The organism is Ketogulonicigenium vulgare WSH-001, from assembly GCF_000223375.1.
GTDB classification, from domain to species: Bacteria; Pseudomonadota; Alphaproteobacteria; order Rhodobacterales; family Rhodobacteraceae; genus Ketogulonicigenium; species Ketogulonicigenium vulgare.
Window position 1 is genome coordinate 1579114 of the sequence record NC_017384.1, and the last position, 16037, is coordinate 1595150.

Sequence of the window (16037 nt, forward strand, 5' to 3'; positions counted from 1 at the left end):
CCAACGATTCTATTAAGACCATTGCGCGATCAACGCGCGATGGCTGTTACACCCGATGAGGCCAAAAGCTCAACAGCAGGACGCACCCCCAGCAGCGGCGCGATGCGCCGGATGATCTCTGCCGTGACGGGAACCGTCGTCCAACCTGCGGTGCGTCGCGTCATCCCGGCGATATATTCCGAGGCCTCATCCAGCGTAATGACAAAGACATAGCGCGGATCATTCATCGGGAACGCGCCCGCAAAGGTCGCGATCACCTTGTCATCATAATAGCCACCGGTGGGACGCGGCTTGTCCGCCGATCCGGTTTTACCGCCAACTTCATAACCGGGCACATCCGCGAACGAGGCCGTGCCCGATGTCACCACAGCGCGCAGCATTTCGCGTACATCCTGCGAGGTGGCAGGGCTGATAATCGGCACGCCCTGCACATGCTCCTCAGTATGCAACAATGTCGGGCGCACCAGATGCCCACCATTCACCATCGTCGCATAGCCCGCAGCCAGATGGACGGGCGAGGACGAGAACCCATGCCCGTAAGAGGCGGTGATCGAGGTTAGCTCGCCCCAAGTACGCGGCAACAGCGGCACACCGGTCGCCGCCTCGCTCAGCTCCAGCGCCGTTGGCTGCAAAAAGCCAAGGCTGCCCAGAAAATTCCGCTGCCGCTCGGGCCCGATCAGCATGGCAAGGCGCGCCGATCCCACGTTCGAGGATTTCTCAATAATCCGGTGCACCGAATTCGTCGGGCCGTAATTGTCGAAATCGCTGATGCGGAAACGGCCAACAACCAGCGGGCTGCGCGTATCCAGCACGGTGTCTTGATTGACCAGCCCCAGTTCAATCGCCTGCGCCGCCGCGAAAATCTTAAAGACCGATCCAAGTTCATAGACCCCCTGCACCGCGCGATTGAACAGCGGGCTGTCGGATTGATCGCCCGTAGTCAGCACACGCGGGCGGTCATTGGGGTCGAAATCGGGCAGCGACGCCATGGCGATAATCTCGCCGGTATAGGCATCCATAATGATGCCGGACGCGCCTTTGGCGTTCAACATGGTCATGCCGCCGTAAAGCACCTCTTCGACAGCGGCTTGTACCGTCAGGTCGATCGACAGTTGCAACGGCTCGGCGGCCATGGCGGGATCACGCAGGCGGGCGTCAAAGAAACGCTCGACCCCCGCAACGCCGATCACCTCGGCCGAGGCGACGCCCTCGGACCCAAAGCCCGCGCCGCCCATGATATGGGCCGCAACCGGGCCGTTCGGATAAAGCCGCGTCTCGCGCGCGCCGAACAAAATGCCTGGATCGCCGATGTCATGCACCGCCTGGCGCTGTTCGGGCGAGATCTGGCGGCGAATCCACATGAAACGGCGCTCGGAATTGAAATCCTGATGCAGGCGCGCCTCATCCAGCTCGGGGAAAATACGCGCGAGTTCGCTTGCCGCGCGATCAGGATCGATCAACTGGTGCGGGTGGACATAGACCGAGGCGGTCTCGATATTCGTCGCCAGCAGACGGCCGTTGCGGTCGACAATATCGCCGCGCTGGCTGGTGATGACCGCGCCCGCGCCTGACGACATGGTCGGCTCGCCCGGATCGGTCGAAGCCAGCAGCGCCATGCGCCCGCCGACCATCACAAAGCCCATGACAAAGGCCGCCCCCAACACCAAAAGGCGCAGTTCCGCGCGTTGGCGGCCGTGGTCGCGTTCCTCTTCCTGACGCAGGCGCATATTCTCGCGCTGGATCGCGTCGGTGCTTTCGCCGCTTTCGCGCGCCTGCAAAATCCGGGCCAAGGGGCGTAGGGGTTTACGGATCATGGCAGAATTGCCTCTGTCACATTGGCTTCGGGAAGGATATCAAACCCGCCGGGCTGCGGCGTCGGCTGAACAGTCGGCGGCGGAAACGGGATCGTATCGATGCGGCCAAAGGTTTCCGGCATCATCGGAAGCAAGCCAAGCTCGCCAAAATTCAGCGCGACAAGTTCGGACAAACGGTCGGGACGGTTCAGATAGGCCCATTCGGCGCGCAGCATCGTATTGCGGCTATGGGTTGCGGCAATCTGATTGCGCAGACTGTTCACTTCGCGCTGCGCGGCCTGCGTCTGATAATTCTCGCGATAAGCCCAAAAGGCCAGCCCCATCACGAACAAAGCGATCGCGATATTGAGCAGCGCTCTCATCTGCGGCCACCGCGCGGTTTTGCGGGCTCCAGCGTGGGCATTCCGATCTCGCCCGGATCAAGCATCTCGGCGGGCGCATCAGTGCGCTTTGCAACACGCAGCAGCGCAGAACGCGAACGCGGATTCGCGGCGACTTCGTCATCGTCGGGCTGAATAGCCTTGCGCGTGACCAGCGTGAAAGCGGGCGGCGCGGATTGCACTTCGGGCGCATAGCGGCTGCCGCCGCCCACCGCACCCGCGCGCAGCTGCATGAACCGTTTGACCATCCGATCCTCGACCGAATGAAAGGTCACAACGGCCAGATAGCCACCTGGCTTCAAGATGCGTTCAGCGGCCGCAAGCCCATCATAAAGCTGGCGATATTCATCATTCACCGCGATACGCAGCGCCTGAAAGCTGCGCGTGGCGGGATGGCTTTGCCCCGGCTTTTGGCGCGGCAGGCAAGATGACACGATCTCGGCCAGCTCCAGCGTGCGCGTGATGGGACGCGCCTGCACAATCGCGCGGGCAATCCGGCGCGAGGCGCGCTCTTCGCCAAACAGGTACAGGATATTGGCCAGCTCTTCTTCGGGCAGCGTGTTGCACAGATCAGCCGCGGTCGGGCCGCTGTCGCCCATGCGCATATCCAGCGGGCCTTCCTTTTGAAAGGAAAAGCCGCGTTCAGCCTGGTCGATCTGCATCGACGAGACGCCCAGATCCAAAACGACGCCATCGACCATCTCGCCGACGATCTCGTCCATTTCGGAAAAAGTGCCAAGGCGCAGATCAACGCGATCCGGCATTGCGGCGCGCCAATCGGCGGACAGGGGGAACACGCTGGGGTCACGGTCGATGCCGATGACCTTATCCGCACCCGCCGCCAGCAGATCACGCGTATAGCCGCCCGCGCCAAAGGTACCATCCACCCAAACGCCCTGCACAGGCGCAACCGCCCGCACCAGCGGCTTGATCAGAACGGAAACATGCGGGGCGTCGTTGGCCATATCCTAGCCCTGCAGCAGCGACAGCGGGTCGAAATCATCGCCCTGCGTGGCAAGGAAGGCCTCGACCTCGGCCGTGATCGTATCGGCAAAGGTTTGGTTTTCCCAAATCTCGAAATGATCGCCCGCGCCGGTAAAGCGCAACTCGCCCTCGGCCAGACCCAGCTTGGCACGCTGATCCGACGGCATCACCGTGCGGCCGTCTTTGTCGACCTCAAGGCGCACCGATTGACCAAGGATCAAACGCGAGGCGATGCGGCGCCCGGGCGACCCCTGTGGCATTTTCTGAATGTCGTCAGCGATCTGGCGAAAAGCCGCAACGGTGTAAACGCGTAGGCAGTTCTTTAGGTGATCGCCATACAGCAGATAAAGTCCGGGGTTCGTGCCTGCGGCCCAATCGGGATCATGGCTTTCCAGCACACGGCGAAAATCGGCGGGAACAGACATGCGTCCCTTCCCGTCGATCTTTTGCACATATTCGCCGGTAAAGCTGACCAAAGCCGCACTACCCTTTCTTGTATGTCCCTCGTCCCGACATCTTTGCCTGGGCCGATTGTTTTGGCGGCCCTTTGCAAGACCACCGAAAATGAAAAAACGGACCGTGCCGCTGCCACCGCACGATCCGCCGATCACGTCCCTTACGGGGATGTCTGGCTGCACGCTCATCTCTGCGGATGACTGCTCGCTGCGCGCGCCGGATCTATTTTTACGTCCGACTTTTCGTCGTTTGCCGTCCGGGGCAGTTGGCCCGCCCTCATCTGACAGAAGTGTCGAAGCGCCTGTAGAAACCTGCCTCGATAGTGCCGGATATTTTGCGTCTTCCGGTCACCGCTGGATTGTGAAGGTCACTTTCGTGAACTGCTCGACCCTTCCTTGGGATCAGGAAATAGCATTGGGATTTCATGGAACGCAATGGGTTTTACTGGAATCTGCATAGGAACAGCCGCTGCCCCCTTGCGCCTATCCGCCGATCCGTGGAATCCGGCGCCCGAATCTGGCTGCATAAGGTAGCGAATCGCAGGCACCCCACCAGATATGGTGGATGCGGCATAAATGTCGCAGTGCGCAATTTGATGCATATTTTTCGAGGGGCTTGTCACGGCCGATTCGCGAAGCCGTGAACAGCATGTGAACATCAGCCCATCACCCAGCGTGCCCCAGCCAATCCCATTCAGACCAAGCGCAGCGATTCGCCGATGCCCCACCAATCCAGAAACCGCGCAAAAGGAAAAGCGGCCAGCCCATTCGGCCAGCCGCCCAGATGTCTTACGCGCCTTTTGCGCAACAGATCAGGCCATGCCGCCCCGCACCAAACCAGCGGCCAATTGCGCAAAAGCATCCGCCATCACCCCATCGCCCAGTGCGACGGGACGCCCGGCATCACCCGCAAGGCGGGTCTCAAGGTCAATCGGCAATTGCGCCAGCAGCGGCAGACCCAGATTCTGTGCCTCGGCCGCCACACCGCCATGGCCGAAAATATGGCTTTCATGGCCGCAATTGGGACAGGTGAAATGGGACATGTTTTCGATCAGACCCAGAACAGGCGTGTGCAAGGTGTTGAACATGTCGATGGCCTTGCGCGCGTCGATCAGCGCCACGTCCTGCGGCGTGGACACAACAATCGCCCCCGTCAGCCGCGTGCGTTGCGACAAAGTCATCTGCACATCGCCGGTGCCGGGGGGCAGATCGACCAGCAGCACGTCCAACTCGCCCCAAGCGACTTGCCCCAACATCTGTTGCAGCGCGCCCATCAGCATAGGGCCGCGCCAGGCGACAGCCTTACCGGGCGCGACCAGCAGGCCCAGCGACATCATCGTCACGCCATGCGCCTGCACCGGGATCATCGTCTTGCCATCGGGAGACGCAGGCTTGCGGTGCTCGCCCATCATCAGCGGCTGCGAGGGGCCATAGATATCGGCGTCCAGCAGACCGACCCGACGCCCCGCCCGCGCCAGCGCCACAGCAAGATTTGCGGTGACGGTCGATTTTCCGACACCCCCCTTGCCCGAACCGATGGCGATAATGCTTTTGATCCCGGCCACCGGTTGTGGCCCCGCAGGCTGTGCGGTGGGGTGGCGCCCCACCTTTAATGTCGGCGCGCCGCGCGCCGCCGTCAGCACTACGTTTACCTTTTGCACGCCCGGCAGCGCGGCAAGGACAGCCTCGGCGGCGGCGGGCACAGCGGCAAAGCGTTCGGCCATGGCGGCATCGGCCACCTCGATCACGAAACGCACCTCGCCCTCGACCAGGGCCAGCGCGCGCACCAGATCACGCGTGATCAGATCGCCACCGTCCGGCAGGGCCACTTGGCGCAGCGCCTCTAGAATCACATCTTTCGTCAGCGCCATTTTCACCCCCAAGTCTTAACAGGTCGGGAATCGCCCGGGGCGATCCGTTATGCAATCACTGATGCCACCCGTTTGGGGCGCGCAGCAAGGCCGCAGCAAAGTCACGGGACCGTCATAATCGACGGCTAGAATGCCAGGCCCCTATCCGATATCGGTGGCAAATATTAACTTTGCCCAAAAAAAGGGCAATAATCCCCTGTGAATGCGCAGCTTGATAGCATCCTATTTCTGGAAAACCCGCAAGAGCGCTTTGCCAGTAAAATAAGGCGCTTGCGGCCTATGCATCCAGCGCATGGCGGCCTTGTAAAGGCGTCGATTGTGCGGGCCGTCAATTCGTTTACATATGGTCTCAAGCAAGGGCGCTAACGAAACAGGCAAGCAGCCAGATCGAAAGCGCCAAGGCAAACATCTCCCGGAGCTCTCTCTCCTCCTCCCTCGAGAGACCCGTGGACCCGCAACCTGCGCCTCCTCCTCCCATCGCAGGTTGCCACAAGACGGTGGCGTCACCTCCTCCCGGCGCCACCGTCTCGTATTTTCTAAAACCCCAAATACGCAAAAGACATCTGCTGGAACGCTGGCTTGCGTTTTCAATATGAATGGCATTCTGTTTCATAAGCTTCGCATACGCGGGGCCGATGACGACAGGACTATTCATGCGCGCCTCGCTTTTCCCGCCTGCCATCCTTGCCGCGCTGATCGGCTATGGATCAACCATCGCCCTGGTTCTGGCCGCTGCGCAGGCCCTGGGCGCAACGCCTGAACAGACGCAATCTTGGGTTTTCGCGCTTTGCCTTGGCAAGGCGGCAGGCAGCGTGATTCTATCGGTGTGGACGCGCATCCCAACCGTTCTAGCCTGGTCGACCCCCGGCGCCGCGCTGATTGCGGCAACCGAGGGGATCACCATGGCCGAGGGCGTCGGCGCCTTTATCCTTGTGGGCCTGCTGATTGCCTTGACGGGTATTGTGCGCCCATTGGGGCGTCTGATCGCCATGATCCCTGATTCTATCGCAGGCGCGATGCTGGCGGGGGTGCTGCTGCCATTCTGCCTGCAAGTGACCGGCGCGCTGTCGGCCGCACCGCTGGTCGTGGGCGTGATGCTGGTGGTGTATCTGATCATGCGGCTGATCAATGCGGCATCGGCGGTGCTGGTCGCATTGGTTGCAGGACTGCTGGCGGCAGCGCTCTCGGGGCAGATTACCCTGCCCACGCAGGGTTTCGCCCTTCCCCATCTAGTGTTCATCACGCCCAGCTTTAACCTTGGCACCGTCTTTGGCCTGGCGCTGCCCCTCTATATTGTCACGATGGCGGCGCAAAACTTGCCCGGTTTCGCCGTGCAGCGCGCCGCAGGCTATGAGCCGCAGGTCGGGCGCAGCCTGCTGGTCACCGGCGCAGGATCGGCCATCACGGGCCTGTTCGGCGCGCATACGCATAATATGGCCGCGATTACCGCCGCGATTTGCATGGACCCCGCAACCCACCCAGACCCCGCCCAGCGCTGGAAGGTCGCCTTGCCCTATGGCGCGCTGTGGCTGATCCTGGCTTTGTCCGGCCCGTGGCTGATCACCTTGCTGCAAGGCCTGCCGCCGCAATTGCTGGCGGCGGTCGTCGCGCTGGGGCTGCTTGCACCTTTAGCTGGCGCTTTGGGCACAGCAATGGCAAAGGCAGATGAAAGATTGGCGGCCACCGTCACAATCGTTGTCGCCGCCAGTGGCGTCAGCTTTTTCGGCGTTGGCGCTGCCTTTTGGGGCCTCATAGCGGGGCTAATTGTCCATGCCAGCGATGTAACGACCAGAAAGACCCGTAAATGACGATCGCCGTATTCTTTGCCGTTTTGGCTTTTGCCGTTGTGAATTCGATCACGCCGGGGCCGAACAACCTGATGGTTATGGCATCAGGCGCGAATTTTGGCCTCAAGCGCACATGGCCGCATCTGTGGGGCATCACGCTGGGCTTTGCCGTGATGGTCTTTACCCTTGGCATCGCGCTGGCGGGGATCACCGCCATCATGCCGACGCTGCATGTGATCCTGAAAGTCGCGGCCGTGGCTTACATGGTCTATCTGGCGTGGAAAATCGCCAATGCCGCACCGGTTGACGATACGGTCAGCACCGCGCAGCCGCTGACCTTTTTGCAAGCCGCCGCCTTCCAATGGGTGAACCCAAAGGCATGGGCGGGCGCCGTGACCGCCGTGGCAGCCTATGCCCCCAGCGGATCGTTCATCAGCACGTTCTGGGTCGGGATCGCCTTTATCATCGCGGCGCTGCCCTCGGTCACGCTGTGGTGCGTCGCGGGGCAGGAAATGCGCCGCCTGCTGAACACGCCGGCCCGCCTGCGCGCGTTCAACATTACCATGGCGGTGTTATTGCTGCTGTCGCTGATCCCGATCCTGATGCTGTAATCAGAACGGGATGTCGTCAGCCTGTGCAGCGGGGACCAGGAAATGCGCCATCAGGTGCTTTTCCCCCGCCTTGTCAAAGGCCACCATCACCTTGCCCGCATCCAGCGCCGTGACCGCACCATAGCCGAACTTTTGGTGGAACACGCGCTGGCCCAGTTCGAACACCGGGCTGGCCACCGCATCAATCACCACATTACGGGCGGATTTCATCCCGCCCGCGCCGCGCTGAACGCTGCGTGACTGCATCCGCTGCCAGCCGGGGGAATTATAGACATCGGCCTTTGCGGCACGTTCCTCGACCTGCGCGGGGCTAGAACTGGCGGCTCCGTAATGGCCGTTGTTCAGCGTTGGCGGTGTCAGCACCTCGACATCATCATGCGGCAACTCGTCGATAAAGCGCGAGGGCAGCATCGACTGCCGTTGCCCATGGAAGAACCGCGTCGCGGCGAAACTGATGATCGCCACCCGCTCGGCGCGTGTGATGCCGACATAGGCCAGACGGCGTTCCTCCTCGAGCGCGGCAAGCCCGCTTTCGTCCAGCGATCTTTGCGAGGGGAAAATCCCGTCCTCCCACCCCGGCAGGAAGACGACGGGAAACTCCAGCCCCTTGGCCGCATGCAGCGTCATGATCGAGATTTGCGGCTGGCTATCGTCCGATTCGTTTTCCGCCACCAGCGAGACATGCTCAAGGAAACCTTGCATATTCTCGAAATTATCCAGCGACTTGACCAATTCTTTCAGGTTCTCCAGCCGCCCCTCGGCGTCGGGGGTCTTCTCGTTCTGCCACATAGTCGTGTAGCCAGAACCGTCGAGGATCTCTTCCGCAATCTCGATATGCGACCGGCCCGCCAGTACGGCATCATGCCAGCGGTAGAACTGCTGCACGAGCCCGCCCAGCGAGGCAAGGGCCTTACCGCCCAGCAGGCGCTGTTCCACCACAACCCCCGCCGCATCCAACAGCGACATGCCACGCTCGCGCGCGGTGCGTTGGATGGTCTGCACCGCCTTTTCTCCAAGGCCGCGCTTGGGCGTATTCACGATCCGCTCGAACGCCAGATCGTCGGTGGATGAGACCGCCAGCCGGAAATAGGCCATCGCATCGCGAATCTCGAGCCGTTCATAGAAACGCGGGCCGCCGATGACGCGATAGGGCAGACCAATCGCCAAAAAGCGATCCTCGAACCCGCGCATTTGGTGCGACGCGCGCACCAAAATCGCCATATCATCCAGTTCGAACGGGCCAATGCCGCGCGTGCCGCGTTGCAGGGCCTCGATCTCTTCGCCGACCCAGCGCGCCTCTTCCTCGTTATCCCAGTGGCCGATCAGACGGACCTTTTCGCCCATATAGGACTGCGTCCACAGCGTCTTGCCCAGCCGCCCGCCGTTCTTGGCAATCACGCCCGAGGCTGCCGCCAGAATATGTCCGGTCGAGCGGTAGTTCTGCTCCAGCCGGATCACCGTCGCGCCGGGGAAGTCGCGTTCAAACCGCAAAATATTGCCCACCTCGGCGCCGCGCCAGCCATAGATCGACTGGTCATCATCGCCGACGCAGCAGATATTGCTATGCCCGCCCGCGAGCAGGCGCAGCCACAGATATTGCGCCACATTGGTATCTTGGTATTCGTCGACGAGGATGTATTTGAAATCCTGCTGGTATTTCTGCAGCACATCGGGATACTTTTGGAAAATGCGCACCATATGCATCAGCAGGTCGCCAAAATCGACCGCGTTCAATTGGCGCAGGCGTTCCTGATATTCGGCGTATAGCCGCATCGCGCGCCCGTCATAAAAGCTGGCATCCGAGGTCGGAATGCTATCAGGCGCGATCGCCTTGTTCTTCCAGCCGTCGATGACATTGGCCAAAGCCCGCGCGGGCCAGCGTTTTTCGTCAATATTGGCGGCGATGATCAACTGCTTCATCAGGCGCAATTGATCATCCGAATCCAGAATCGTGAAATCGGGGCGCAGGCCGACCAGTTCCGCATGGCGGCGCAGCAGCTTGACACAGACCGAGTGGAAGGTGCCCAGCCACGCCATCCCTTCGGCCTGATCGCCCAGCATCGCATTGATGCGCAACCGCATCTCGCGCGCGGCTTTATTGGTAAAGGTCACCGCCAGAATTTGGCGCGGATAGGCGCGCTGCGTGTTCAGGATATGCACGATCCGCGCCGTCAGCGCCCGCGTTTTGCCCGTTCCCGCCCCCGCCAGCATCAGCACCGGCCCGTCCAATGTCTCGACCGCCGCGCGCTGCGCGGGGTTCAGCCCCTCAAGATAGGGCGAGGGGCGCACGCCCATGGCGCGCTGCGAAAGGCTGATATTGGGGCTATTCTCGGTCATGGCTGCACCATATCCAAGCGCGCCATGGCTGGAAAGCCCCATGTTCCCGTTCCGTTCGAATTCGCTTGCAAAAGGTGAACATGGGCAAAATTCGCGCGATTGGTTCATCAATCTTACCAAAACGTCGCAATTTCATTGCGGACGCTGCGGAAACTTCCTACGCATAGCGCAACTGCAATGGGGAGGCAGACAGAAATGGCCGAATTTCAAAAGATTCTGGTAGCAAATCGGGGCGAGATCGCGATCCGCGTCATGCGGGCCGCGAACGAGATGGGCAAGAAAACCGTCGCCGTCTACGCCGAGGAGGACAAGCTGGGCCTGCACCGCTTTAAGGCGGATGAGGCCTATCGCATCGGCGAGGGCCTTGGCCCCGTGCAGGCCTATCTGTCGATCCCCGAGATTATCCGCGTTGCCAAAATGTCCGGCGCCGATGCGATCCATCCCGGCTATGGCCTCTTGTCCGAGAATCCCGAATTCGTCGAAGCCTGCGACGCGGCCGGCATCACCTTTATCGGCCCCAAGGCCGAGACGATGCGCGCGCTGGGGGATAAGGCCTCGGCCCGCAAAGTGGCGGTTGCCGCAGGCGTGCCGGTCATCCCCGCAACCGAAGTGCTGGGCGAGGACATCGACGCCGTCCGCGACGAGGCCGCGGCAATCGGCTATCCGCTGATGCTGAAAGCCTCGTGGGGTGGCGGCGGTCGCGGTATGCGCCCGATCAACGGCCCCGAGGAACTGGCTGAAAAGGTGCGCGAAGGCCGCCGCGAGGCCGAAGCCGCTTTTGGTAATGGCGAGGGTTATCTGGAAAAGATGATCCTGCGCGCCCGCCACGTCGAGGTGCAGATCCTGGGCGACAAGCATGGCCAAATCTATCACCTGTGGGAGCGCGATTGCTCGGTCCAGCGCCGCAACCAAAAGGTGGTCGAGCGCGCCCCCGCCCCCTACCTGACCCAGGAACAGCGCGAAGAGATCTGTGATCTTGGCCGCCGCATTTGCCAACATGTGAACTATGAATGCGCCGGCACGGTCGAATTCCTTATGGATATGGACAGCGGCAAATTCTACTTCATCGAGGTGAACCCCCGCGTGCAGGTCGAGCACACCGTGACCGAGGAAGTCACCGGCATCGACATCGTCCGCGCGCAAATCCTGATTGCCGAGGGTAAGTCGCTGGCAGATGCCACGGGCGCCGCATCGCAGGCCGATGTGCAGCTCAAGGGTCATGCGCTGCAATGCCGCGTCACCACTGAGGACCCGCTGAACAACTTTATCCCCGATTATGGCCGTATCCAGATGTATCGCAGCGCCACCGGTGCGGGCATCCGGCTGGATGGCGGCACCGCCTATTCCGGCGCGGTCATCACGCGCTATTACGATTCGCTGCTGACCAAGGTGACGGCGCGCGGCCAGACGCCCGAAATGGCGATCGCCCGCATGGACCGCGCCCTGCGCGAATTCCGCATTCGCGGCGTCTCGACCAATATTGATTTCGTGATCAACCTGCTGAAGCACCCCGTCTTCCTTGGCAATGAATATACCACGAAGTTCATCGACACGACGCCCGACCTCTACCATTTCAAAAAGCGCAAAGACCGCGCGACGAAACTGCTGACCTATATCGCGGATATCACCGTCAACGGTCACCCCGAGACCAAGGGCCGCCCCCGCCCCGCCGATATCAAACTGCCCCGCGTACCCAAGGTGTCCATTGACGCGCCGCCCGCCGGAACGCGCCAGCTGCTGGACAGTGAGGGGCCAAAGGCCGTTGCCGATTGGATGCTGAAACAAAAGCGGCTGCTGATCACCGACACGACGATGCGCGACGGGCACCAGTCACTGCTGGCCACAAGGATGCGCTCGATCGACATGATCCGCATCGCGCCGACCTATGCGCATAAGATGTCTGAACTGTTCTCGGTCGAATGCTGGGGCGGCGCGACATTCGATGTGGCCTTCCGCTTTTTGCAAGAGGACCCGTGGCAGCGCCTGCGCGATATCCGCGCCAAAATGCCCAATGTGCTGACACAGATGCTGCTGCGCGCCAGCAATGGCGTGGGTTACACCAACTATCCCGACAACGTCGTGCAGTTCTTTGTGAAACAGGCGGCGGAAACCGGCGTTGATGTGTTCCGCGTGTTTGACAGCCTGAACTGGGTCGAAAACATGCGCGTCGCGATGGATGCGGTTGTCGACAGCAATAAAATCCTCGAAGCCTCGATCTGCTATACCGGCGATATGCTGGACAGTGCGCGACCCAAATACGACCTGAAATACTATGTCGCCATGGCCAAGGAACTCGAGGCCGCAGGCGCGCATGTGCTGGGGATCAAGGATATGGCGGGCCTGTTGAAACCCGCCGCTGCCGCCCAGCTTGTCCGCGTGCTGAAGGAAGAAGTTTCGCTGCCGATCCACCTGCATACGCATGATACCTCAGGCGCCTCGATCGCGACGATCATGGCGGCCAGCGCCGCGGGCGTTGATGCGGTTGACGCGGCGATGGATGCGTTTTCGGGCAATACCTCGCAGCCGACTTTGGGCTCGATCGTCGAGGCGATGCGCGGCACCGAACGCGACACCGCGCTGGATGTCGAGGCGATCCGCGACATTTCCAATTATTGGGAACAGGTCCGCGCACAATATGCCGCGTTCGAATCCGGCCTGCAGGCCCCCGCCTCCGAGGTTTACTTGCATGAAATGCCCGGCGGCCAGTTCACCAATCTCAAGGCGCAGGCCCGCAGCCTTGGCCTTGAGGAACGTTGGCACGAGGTCGCCAAGACCTATGCCGAGGTGAACCGTATGTTCGGCGATATCGTCAAGGTGACGCCCTCGTCCAAGGTCGTCGGTGACATGGCGCTGATGATGGTGGCGCAGGGCCTGACCCGCACGCAGGTCGAGGACCCCGCCGTCGAGGTCGCCTTCCCCGATTCGGTCGTCGATATGATGCGCGGCAATCTGGGTCAGCCCCCCGGCGGCTGGCCGGTCGAATTGCAGGCCAAGATCCTGAAAGGCGAAGCGCCTATGCTGGATCGCCCCGGCGCATCCATGCCGCCGGTCGATCTGGAGGGCGTGCGCGCCAAACTCTCGGCAGAACTCGAGGGGCGCAAGATCGATGACGAGGATCTGAACAGCTATCTGATGTATCCCAAGGTCTTCCTGGATTACATGGGCCGCCACCGCAACTATGGCCCCGTCCGCACGCTGCCGACTGAGACGTTTTTCTATGGCATGCGTCCGGGCGACGAGATTTCGGTCGAGATTGACCCCGGCAAGACGCTGGAAGTGCGCCTGCAAGCCGTGGCCGAGACGACCGAGGAAGGCGACGTAAAGGTCTTCTTCGAATTGAACGGTCTGCCCCGCACCGTGCGCATTGCCGACCGCACCAAGGTCAGCACGCTGATCGCACGGCCCAAGGCCACGGCAGGCAATCCGAACCAGATCGGCGCGCCGATGCCGGGCGTCGTGGCCACCATCGCGGCGCAGGTCGGCAAACCCGTCAAGGCGGGCGATCTGCTGCTGACGATCGAGGCGATGAAGATGGAAACCGGCATCCACGCCGAACGCGACGGCGTGATCAAGGCGGTGCACGTCGGCCCCGGTAGCCAAATCGACGCCAAAGACCTGCTGATCGAGCTGGAATAACCCCAAAGACCCGCGCCGCCCCCTGCGGTGCGGGTTTTCATTTCGCCCAATTGCGCGGCATTTCGCCCGAGGTTGCAGCGCTTGACACTGTGCGGTTTGTCCACGACCCTTCAGGATAGGAGGAGGCTGCGACCGCTAACAGGCGCAGTCCGACGTATTGCTTGTCCGCGCGGGCCCGGCCCCGCGGATTTACCGGGGGACCTATGATCATCAAAACCTATCCGCCAAGCCAAGATCTGGCGGACAACGCCCATGCCAATAAGGCAACCTATGACCAGATGTATGCCGCATCGGTCAGCGACCCCGACACATTTTGGGGACATCAGGCCCAGCGCCTTGATTGGATCAAACCATTCAGCCGCGTGAAAAACACCAGCTTTGCTCCCAGGGCGGTGAATATCGAATGGTTTGGCGATGGCACGCTGAATGTCGCGGCGAACTGCATTGATCGCCATCTGGTCGACAAGGCGGATCAGACTGCAATCATCTGGGTGCCCGATGATCCCGGTGCCGATGCCCAGCATATCACATACCGCGACCTGTTTGAAAACGTGGGCCGGATGTCGAACGTGCTGAAAGGTCTGGGCGTCAAACGCGGCGACCGTGTGATCCTCTATATGCCGATGGTGCCCGAGGCCGCCTATGCCATGCTGGCCTGCGCCCGTATTGGCGCGATCCACTCGGTTGTTTTTGCGGGTTTCTCGCCCGATTCGCTGGGCGCGCGCGTCAATGGCTCGGGCGCAAAGCTGGTGGTCACCACCGATTACGCCCCGCGCGGCGGCCGCAAGACGCCGCTGAAATCGAACGCCGATGCCGCCTTGCTGCACTGCGATGACGATGTGAAAATGCTGGTGGTCAAACGCACAGGCGATCAGATCTCGTGGCTTGAGGGGCGCGATTACGATTACAACGCCCTTGCAGCGAGCGCCTCGCCCTATTGCACGCCCGCAGAGATGGGCGCAGAAGATCCGCTGTTCATCCTTTATACATCCGGCTCGACCGGTCAGCCCAAGGGCGTCGTGCATACCACCGGCGGCTATCTGACCTATGCCGCGATGACCCATGAATACACCTTCGACTATAAACCGGGCGAGGTTTACTGGTGCACCGCCGATGTCGGCTGGGTCACGGGGCACAGCTATCTGGTTTACGGCCCGCTGGCGAATGGCGCGACGACCCTGATGTTCGAAGGGATTCCAACCTATCCGGACGCGGGCCGCAGCTGGCAGATCGTGCAAGATCACAAGGTCAGCATCTATTACACCGCGCCCACCGCGATCCGCGCGCTGATGGCGCATGGCGACGGGCCGGTGCAGGGGTATGACCTGTCCTCGCTGCGCATCCTTGGCACCGTGGGCGAGCCGATCAACCCCGAGGCGTGGAACTGGTTCAACGAGACGATCGGCAAGGGCAATTGCCCCATCGTCGATACATGGTGGCAGACTGAAACCGGCGGCCATCTGATCACTCCGCTGCCCGGCGCGACCCCGACCAAGCCGGGATCTGCTACGCTGCCATTCTTTGGCGTGCAGCCGGTGATCCTTGATCCGACCAGCGGCGCCGAACAAACCGATGTGGCCGCCGAGGGCGTGCTGTGTATCAAAGACAGCTGGCCCGGCCAGATGCGCACGATCTGGGGCGATCATGCGCGGTTCGAAAAGACCTATTTCAGTGATTACAAAGGCTATTACTTTACCGGCGATGGCTGTCGCCGCGATGAGGATGGCTATTATTGGATCACCGGCCGCGTCGATGACGTGATCAACGTCTCGGGCCACCGTATGGGCACCGCCGAGGTCGAAAGCGCGCTGGTTGCCCATCCCGCCGTCGCCGAAACCGCCGTGGTCGGCTATCCGCATGCGATCAAAGGTCAGGGCATCTATGCCTATGTGACGCTGATGAACGGCGAAGAACCCTCGGACGATCTGCGCAAAGACCTGATCAAATGGGTACGCGCCGAGATCGGCCCAATTGCCACCCCCGATCTGATCCAATGGGCCCCCGGCCTGCCCAAAACCCGTTCAGGCAAGATCATGCGCCGCATTCTGCGCAAGATTGCCGAAAACGACTTTGGCAGCTTGGGCGATACATCGACCTTGGCCGATCCGTCGGTTGTGGAGGATCTGATCGAAAACCGCATGAATCGCGGTTGAGCAATACGG

11 protein-coding genes are annotated in these 16037 nt (G+C 61.4%); 5 read left to right on the plus strand and 6 right to left on the minus strand.

The features are described from left to right. Nucleotides 1–29: 29 nt before the first annotated feature. From KVU_RS07685 to KVU_RS07700, 4 genes are read right to left on the minus strand one after another with little or no spacing between them, the layout of a single operon-like run. Nucleotides 30–1814 carry a peptidoglycan D,D-transpeptidase FtsI family protein gene (locus KVU_RS07685; RefSeq protein ID WP_013383219.1) on the minus strand — a complete coding sequence of 595 codons (1785 nt, stop codon included), beginning with the start codon at nucleotides 1812–1814 and terminating at the stop codon, nucleotides 30–32. Then, nucleotides 1811–2176, minus strand: a complete 366-nt coding sequence (gene ftsL, locus KVU_RS07690; RefSeq protein ID WP_013383218.1) for a cell division protein FtsL — start codon at nucleotides 2174–2176, stop codon at nucleotides 1811–1813. Before ftsL ends, KVU_RS07685 begins: the two co-directional genes overlap by 4 nt. After that, nucleotides 2173–3159, minus strand: a complete 987-nt coding sequence (gene rsmH / locus KVU_RS07695) for a 16S rRNA (cytosine(1402)-N(4))-methyltransferase RsmH (RefSeq protein WP_013383217.1) — start codon at nucleotides 3157–3159, stop codon at nucleotides 2173–2175. Before rsmH ends, ftsL begins: the two co-directional genes overlap by 4 nt. A 3-nt stretch (nucleotides 3160–3162) precedes the next feature. Continuing rightward, a complete protein-coding gene (locus tag KVU_RS07700; protein ID WP_013383216.1) occupies nucleotides 3163–3654 on the minus strand; it encodes a division/cell wall cluster transcriptional repressor MraZ in 492 nt (163 codons plus the stop codon). An 88-nt stretch (nucleotides 3655–3742) separates the two neighbouring features. On the opposite strand from KVU_RS07700, the gene KVU_RS07705 reads away from it, so the two are divergent. After that, complete coding sequence (locus KVU_RS07705) at nucleotides 3743–4093, plus strand: hypothetical protein (protein WP_148639076.1); 351 nt, start codon at nucleotides 3743–3745, stop codon at nucleotides 4091–4093. 352 nt (nucleotides 4094–4445) lie between these two features. Here the strand turns inward: KVU_RS07705 and KVU_RS07710 are convergent, their stop codons facing one another. After that, nucleotides 4446–5504, minus strand: a complete 1059-nt coding sequence (locus tag KVU_RS07710) for an Mrp/NBP35 family ATP-binding protein (RefSeq protein ID WP_013383214.1) — start codon at nucleotides 5502–5504, stop codon at nucleotides 4446–4448. Nucleotides 5505–6157: 653 nt separating this feature from the next. Here KVU_RS07710 and KVU_RS07715 point away from each other — a divergent pair. Together KVU_RS07715 and KVU_RS07720 are read left to right on the plus strand one after the other, a co-directional pair. Next, a complete protein-coding gene (locus tag KVU_RS07715; RefSeq protein WP_013383212.1) occupies nucleotides 6158–7312 on the plus strand; it encodes a benzoate/H(+) symporter BenE family transporter in 1155 nt (384 codons plus the stop codon). Continuing rightward, nucleotides 7309–7902, plus strand: a complete 594-nt coding sequence (locus KVU_RS07720; RefSeq protein ID WP_013383211.1) for a LysE family translocator — start codon at nucleotides 7309–7311, stop codon at nucleotides 7900–7902. The genes KVU_RS07715 and KVU_RS07720 overlap by 4 nt, the downstream gene beginning before the upstream one ends. Here KVU_RS07720 and KVU_RS07725 read toward each other — a convergent pair whose 3' ends face one another. Further along, the gene (locus KVU_RS07725; protein WP_060486311.1) at nucleotides 7903–10239 is read right to left on the minus strand and encodes an ATP-dependent helicase; all 2337 of its coding nucleotides are present in this window, start codon (nucleotides 10237–10239) and stop codon (nucleotides 7903–7905) included. A 195-nt stretch (nucleotides 10240–10434) separates the two neighbouring features. On the opposite strand from KVU_RS07725, the gene KVU_RS07730 reads away from it, so the two are divergent. Both KVU_RS07730 and acs read left to right on the plus strand, forming a co-directional pair. Then, nucleotides 10435–13875, plus strand: coding sequence for a pyruvate carboxylase (locus tag KVU_RS07730; protein ID WP_013383210.1), 3441 nt, complete (start codon nucleotides 10435–10437; stop codon nucleotides 13873–13875). 203 nt (nucleotides 13876–14078) lie between these two features. Further along, nucleotides 14079–16028 carry an acetate--CoA ligase gene (gene acs, locus KVU_RS07735; RefSeq protein WP_014537853.1) on the plus strand — a complete coding sequence of 650 codons (1950 nt, stop codon included), beginning with the start codon at nucleotides 14079–14081 and terminating at the stop codon, nucleotides 16026–16028. Nucleotides 16029–16037: the final 9 nt, after the last annotated feature.

What these genes read in the sequence shown, in the direction of transcription:
- KVU_RS07685 (WP_013383219.1), bottom strand. Translation starts at nt 1,814, where the DNA reads ATGATCCGTAAACCCCTACGCCCCTTGGCCCGGATTTTGCAGGCGCGC.
- ftsL (WP_013383218.1), bottom strand. Translation starts at nt 2,176, where the DNA reads ATGAGAGCGCTGCTCAATATCGCGATCGCTTTGTTCGTGATGGGGCTG.
- rsmH (WP_013383217.1), bottom strand. Translation starts at nt 3,159, where the DNA reads ATGGCCAACGACGCCCCGCATGTTTCCGTTCTGATCAAGCCGCTGGTG.
- KVU_RS07705 (WP_148639076.1), top strand. Translation starts at nt 3,743, where the DNA reads ATGAAAAAACGGACCGTGCCGCTGCCACCGCACGATCCGCCGATCACG.
- KVU_RS07710 (WP_013383214.1), bottom strand. Translation starts at nt 5,504, where the DNA reads ATGGCGCTGACGAAAGATGTGATTCTAGAGGCGCTGCGCCAAGTGGCC.
- KVU_RS07715 (WP_013383212.1), top strand. Translation starts at nt 6,158, where the DNA reads ATGCGCGCCTCGCTTTTCCCGCCTGCCATCCTTGCCGCGCTGATCGGC.
- KVU_RS07720 (WP_013383211.1), top strand. Translation starts at nt 7,309, where the DNA reads ATGACGATCGCCGTATTCTTTGCCGTTTTGGCTTTTGCCGTTGTGAAT.
- KVU_RS07725 (WP_060486311.1), bottom strand. Translation starts at nt 10,239, where the DNA reads ATGACCGAGAATAGCCCCAATATCAGCCTTTCGCAGCGCGCCATGGGC.
- KVU_RS07730 (WP_013383210.1), top strand. Translation starts at nt 10,435, where the DNA reads ATGGCCGAATTTCAAAAGATTCTGGTAGCAAATCGGGGCGAGATCGCG.
- acs (WP_014537853.1), top strand. Translation starts at nt 14,079, where the DNA reads ATGATCATCAAAACCTATCCGCCAAGCCAAGATCTGGCGGACAACGCC.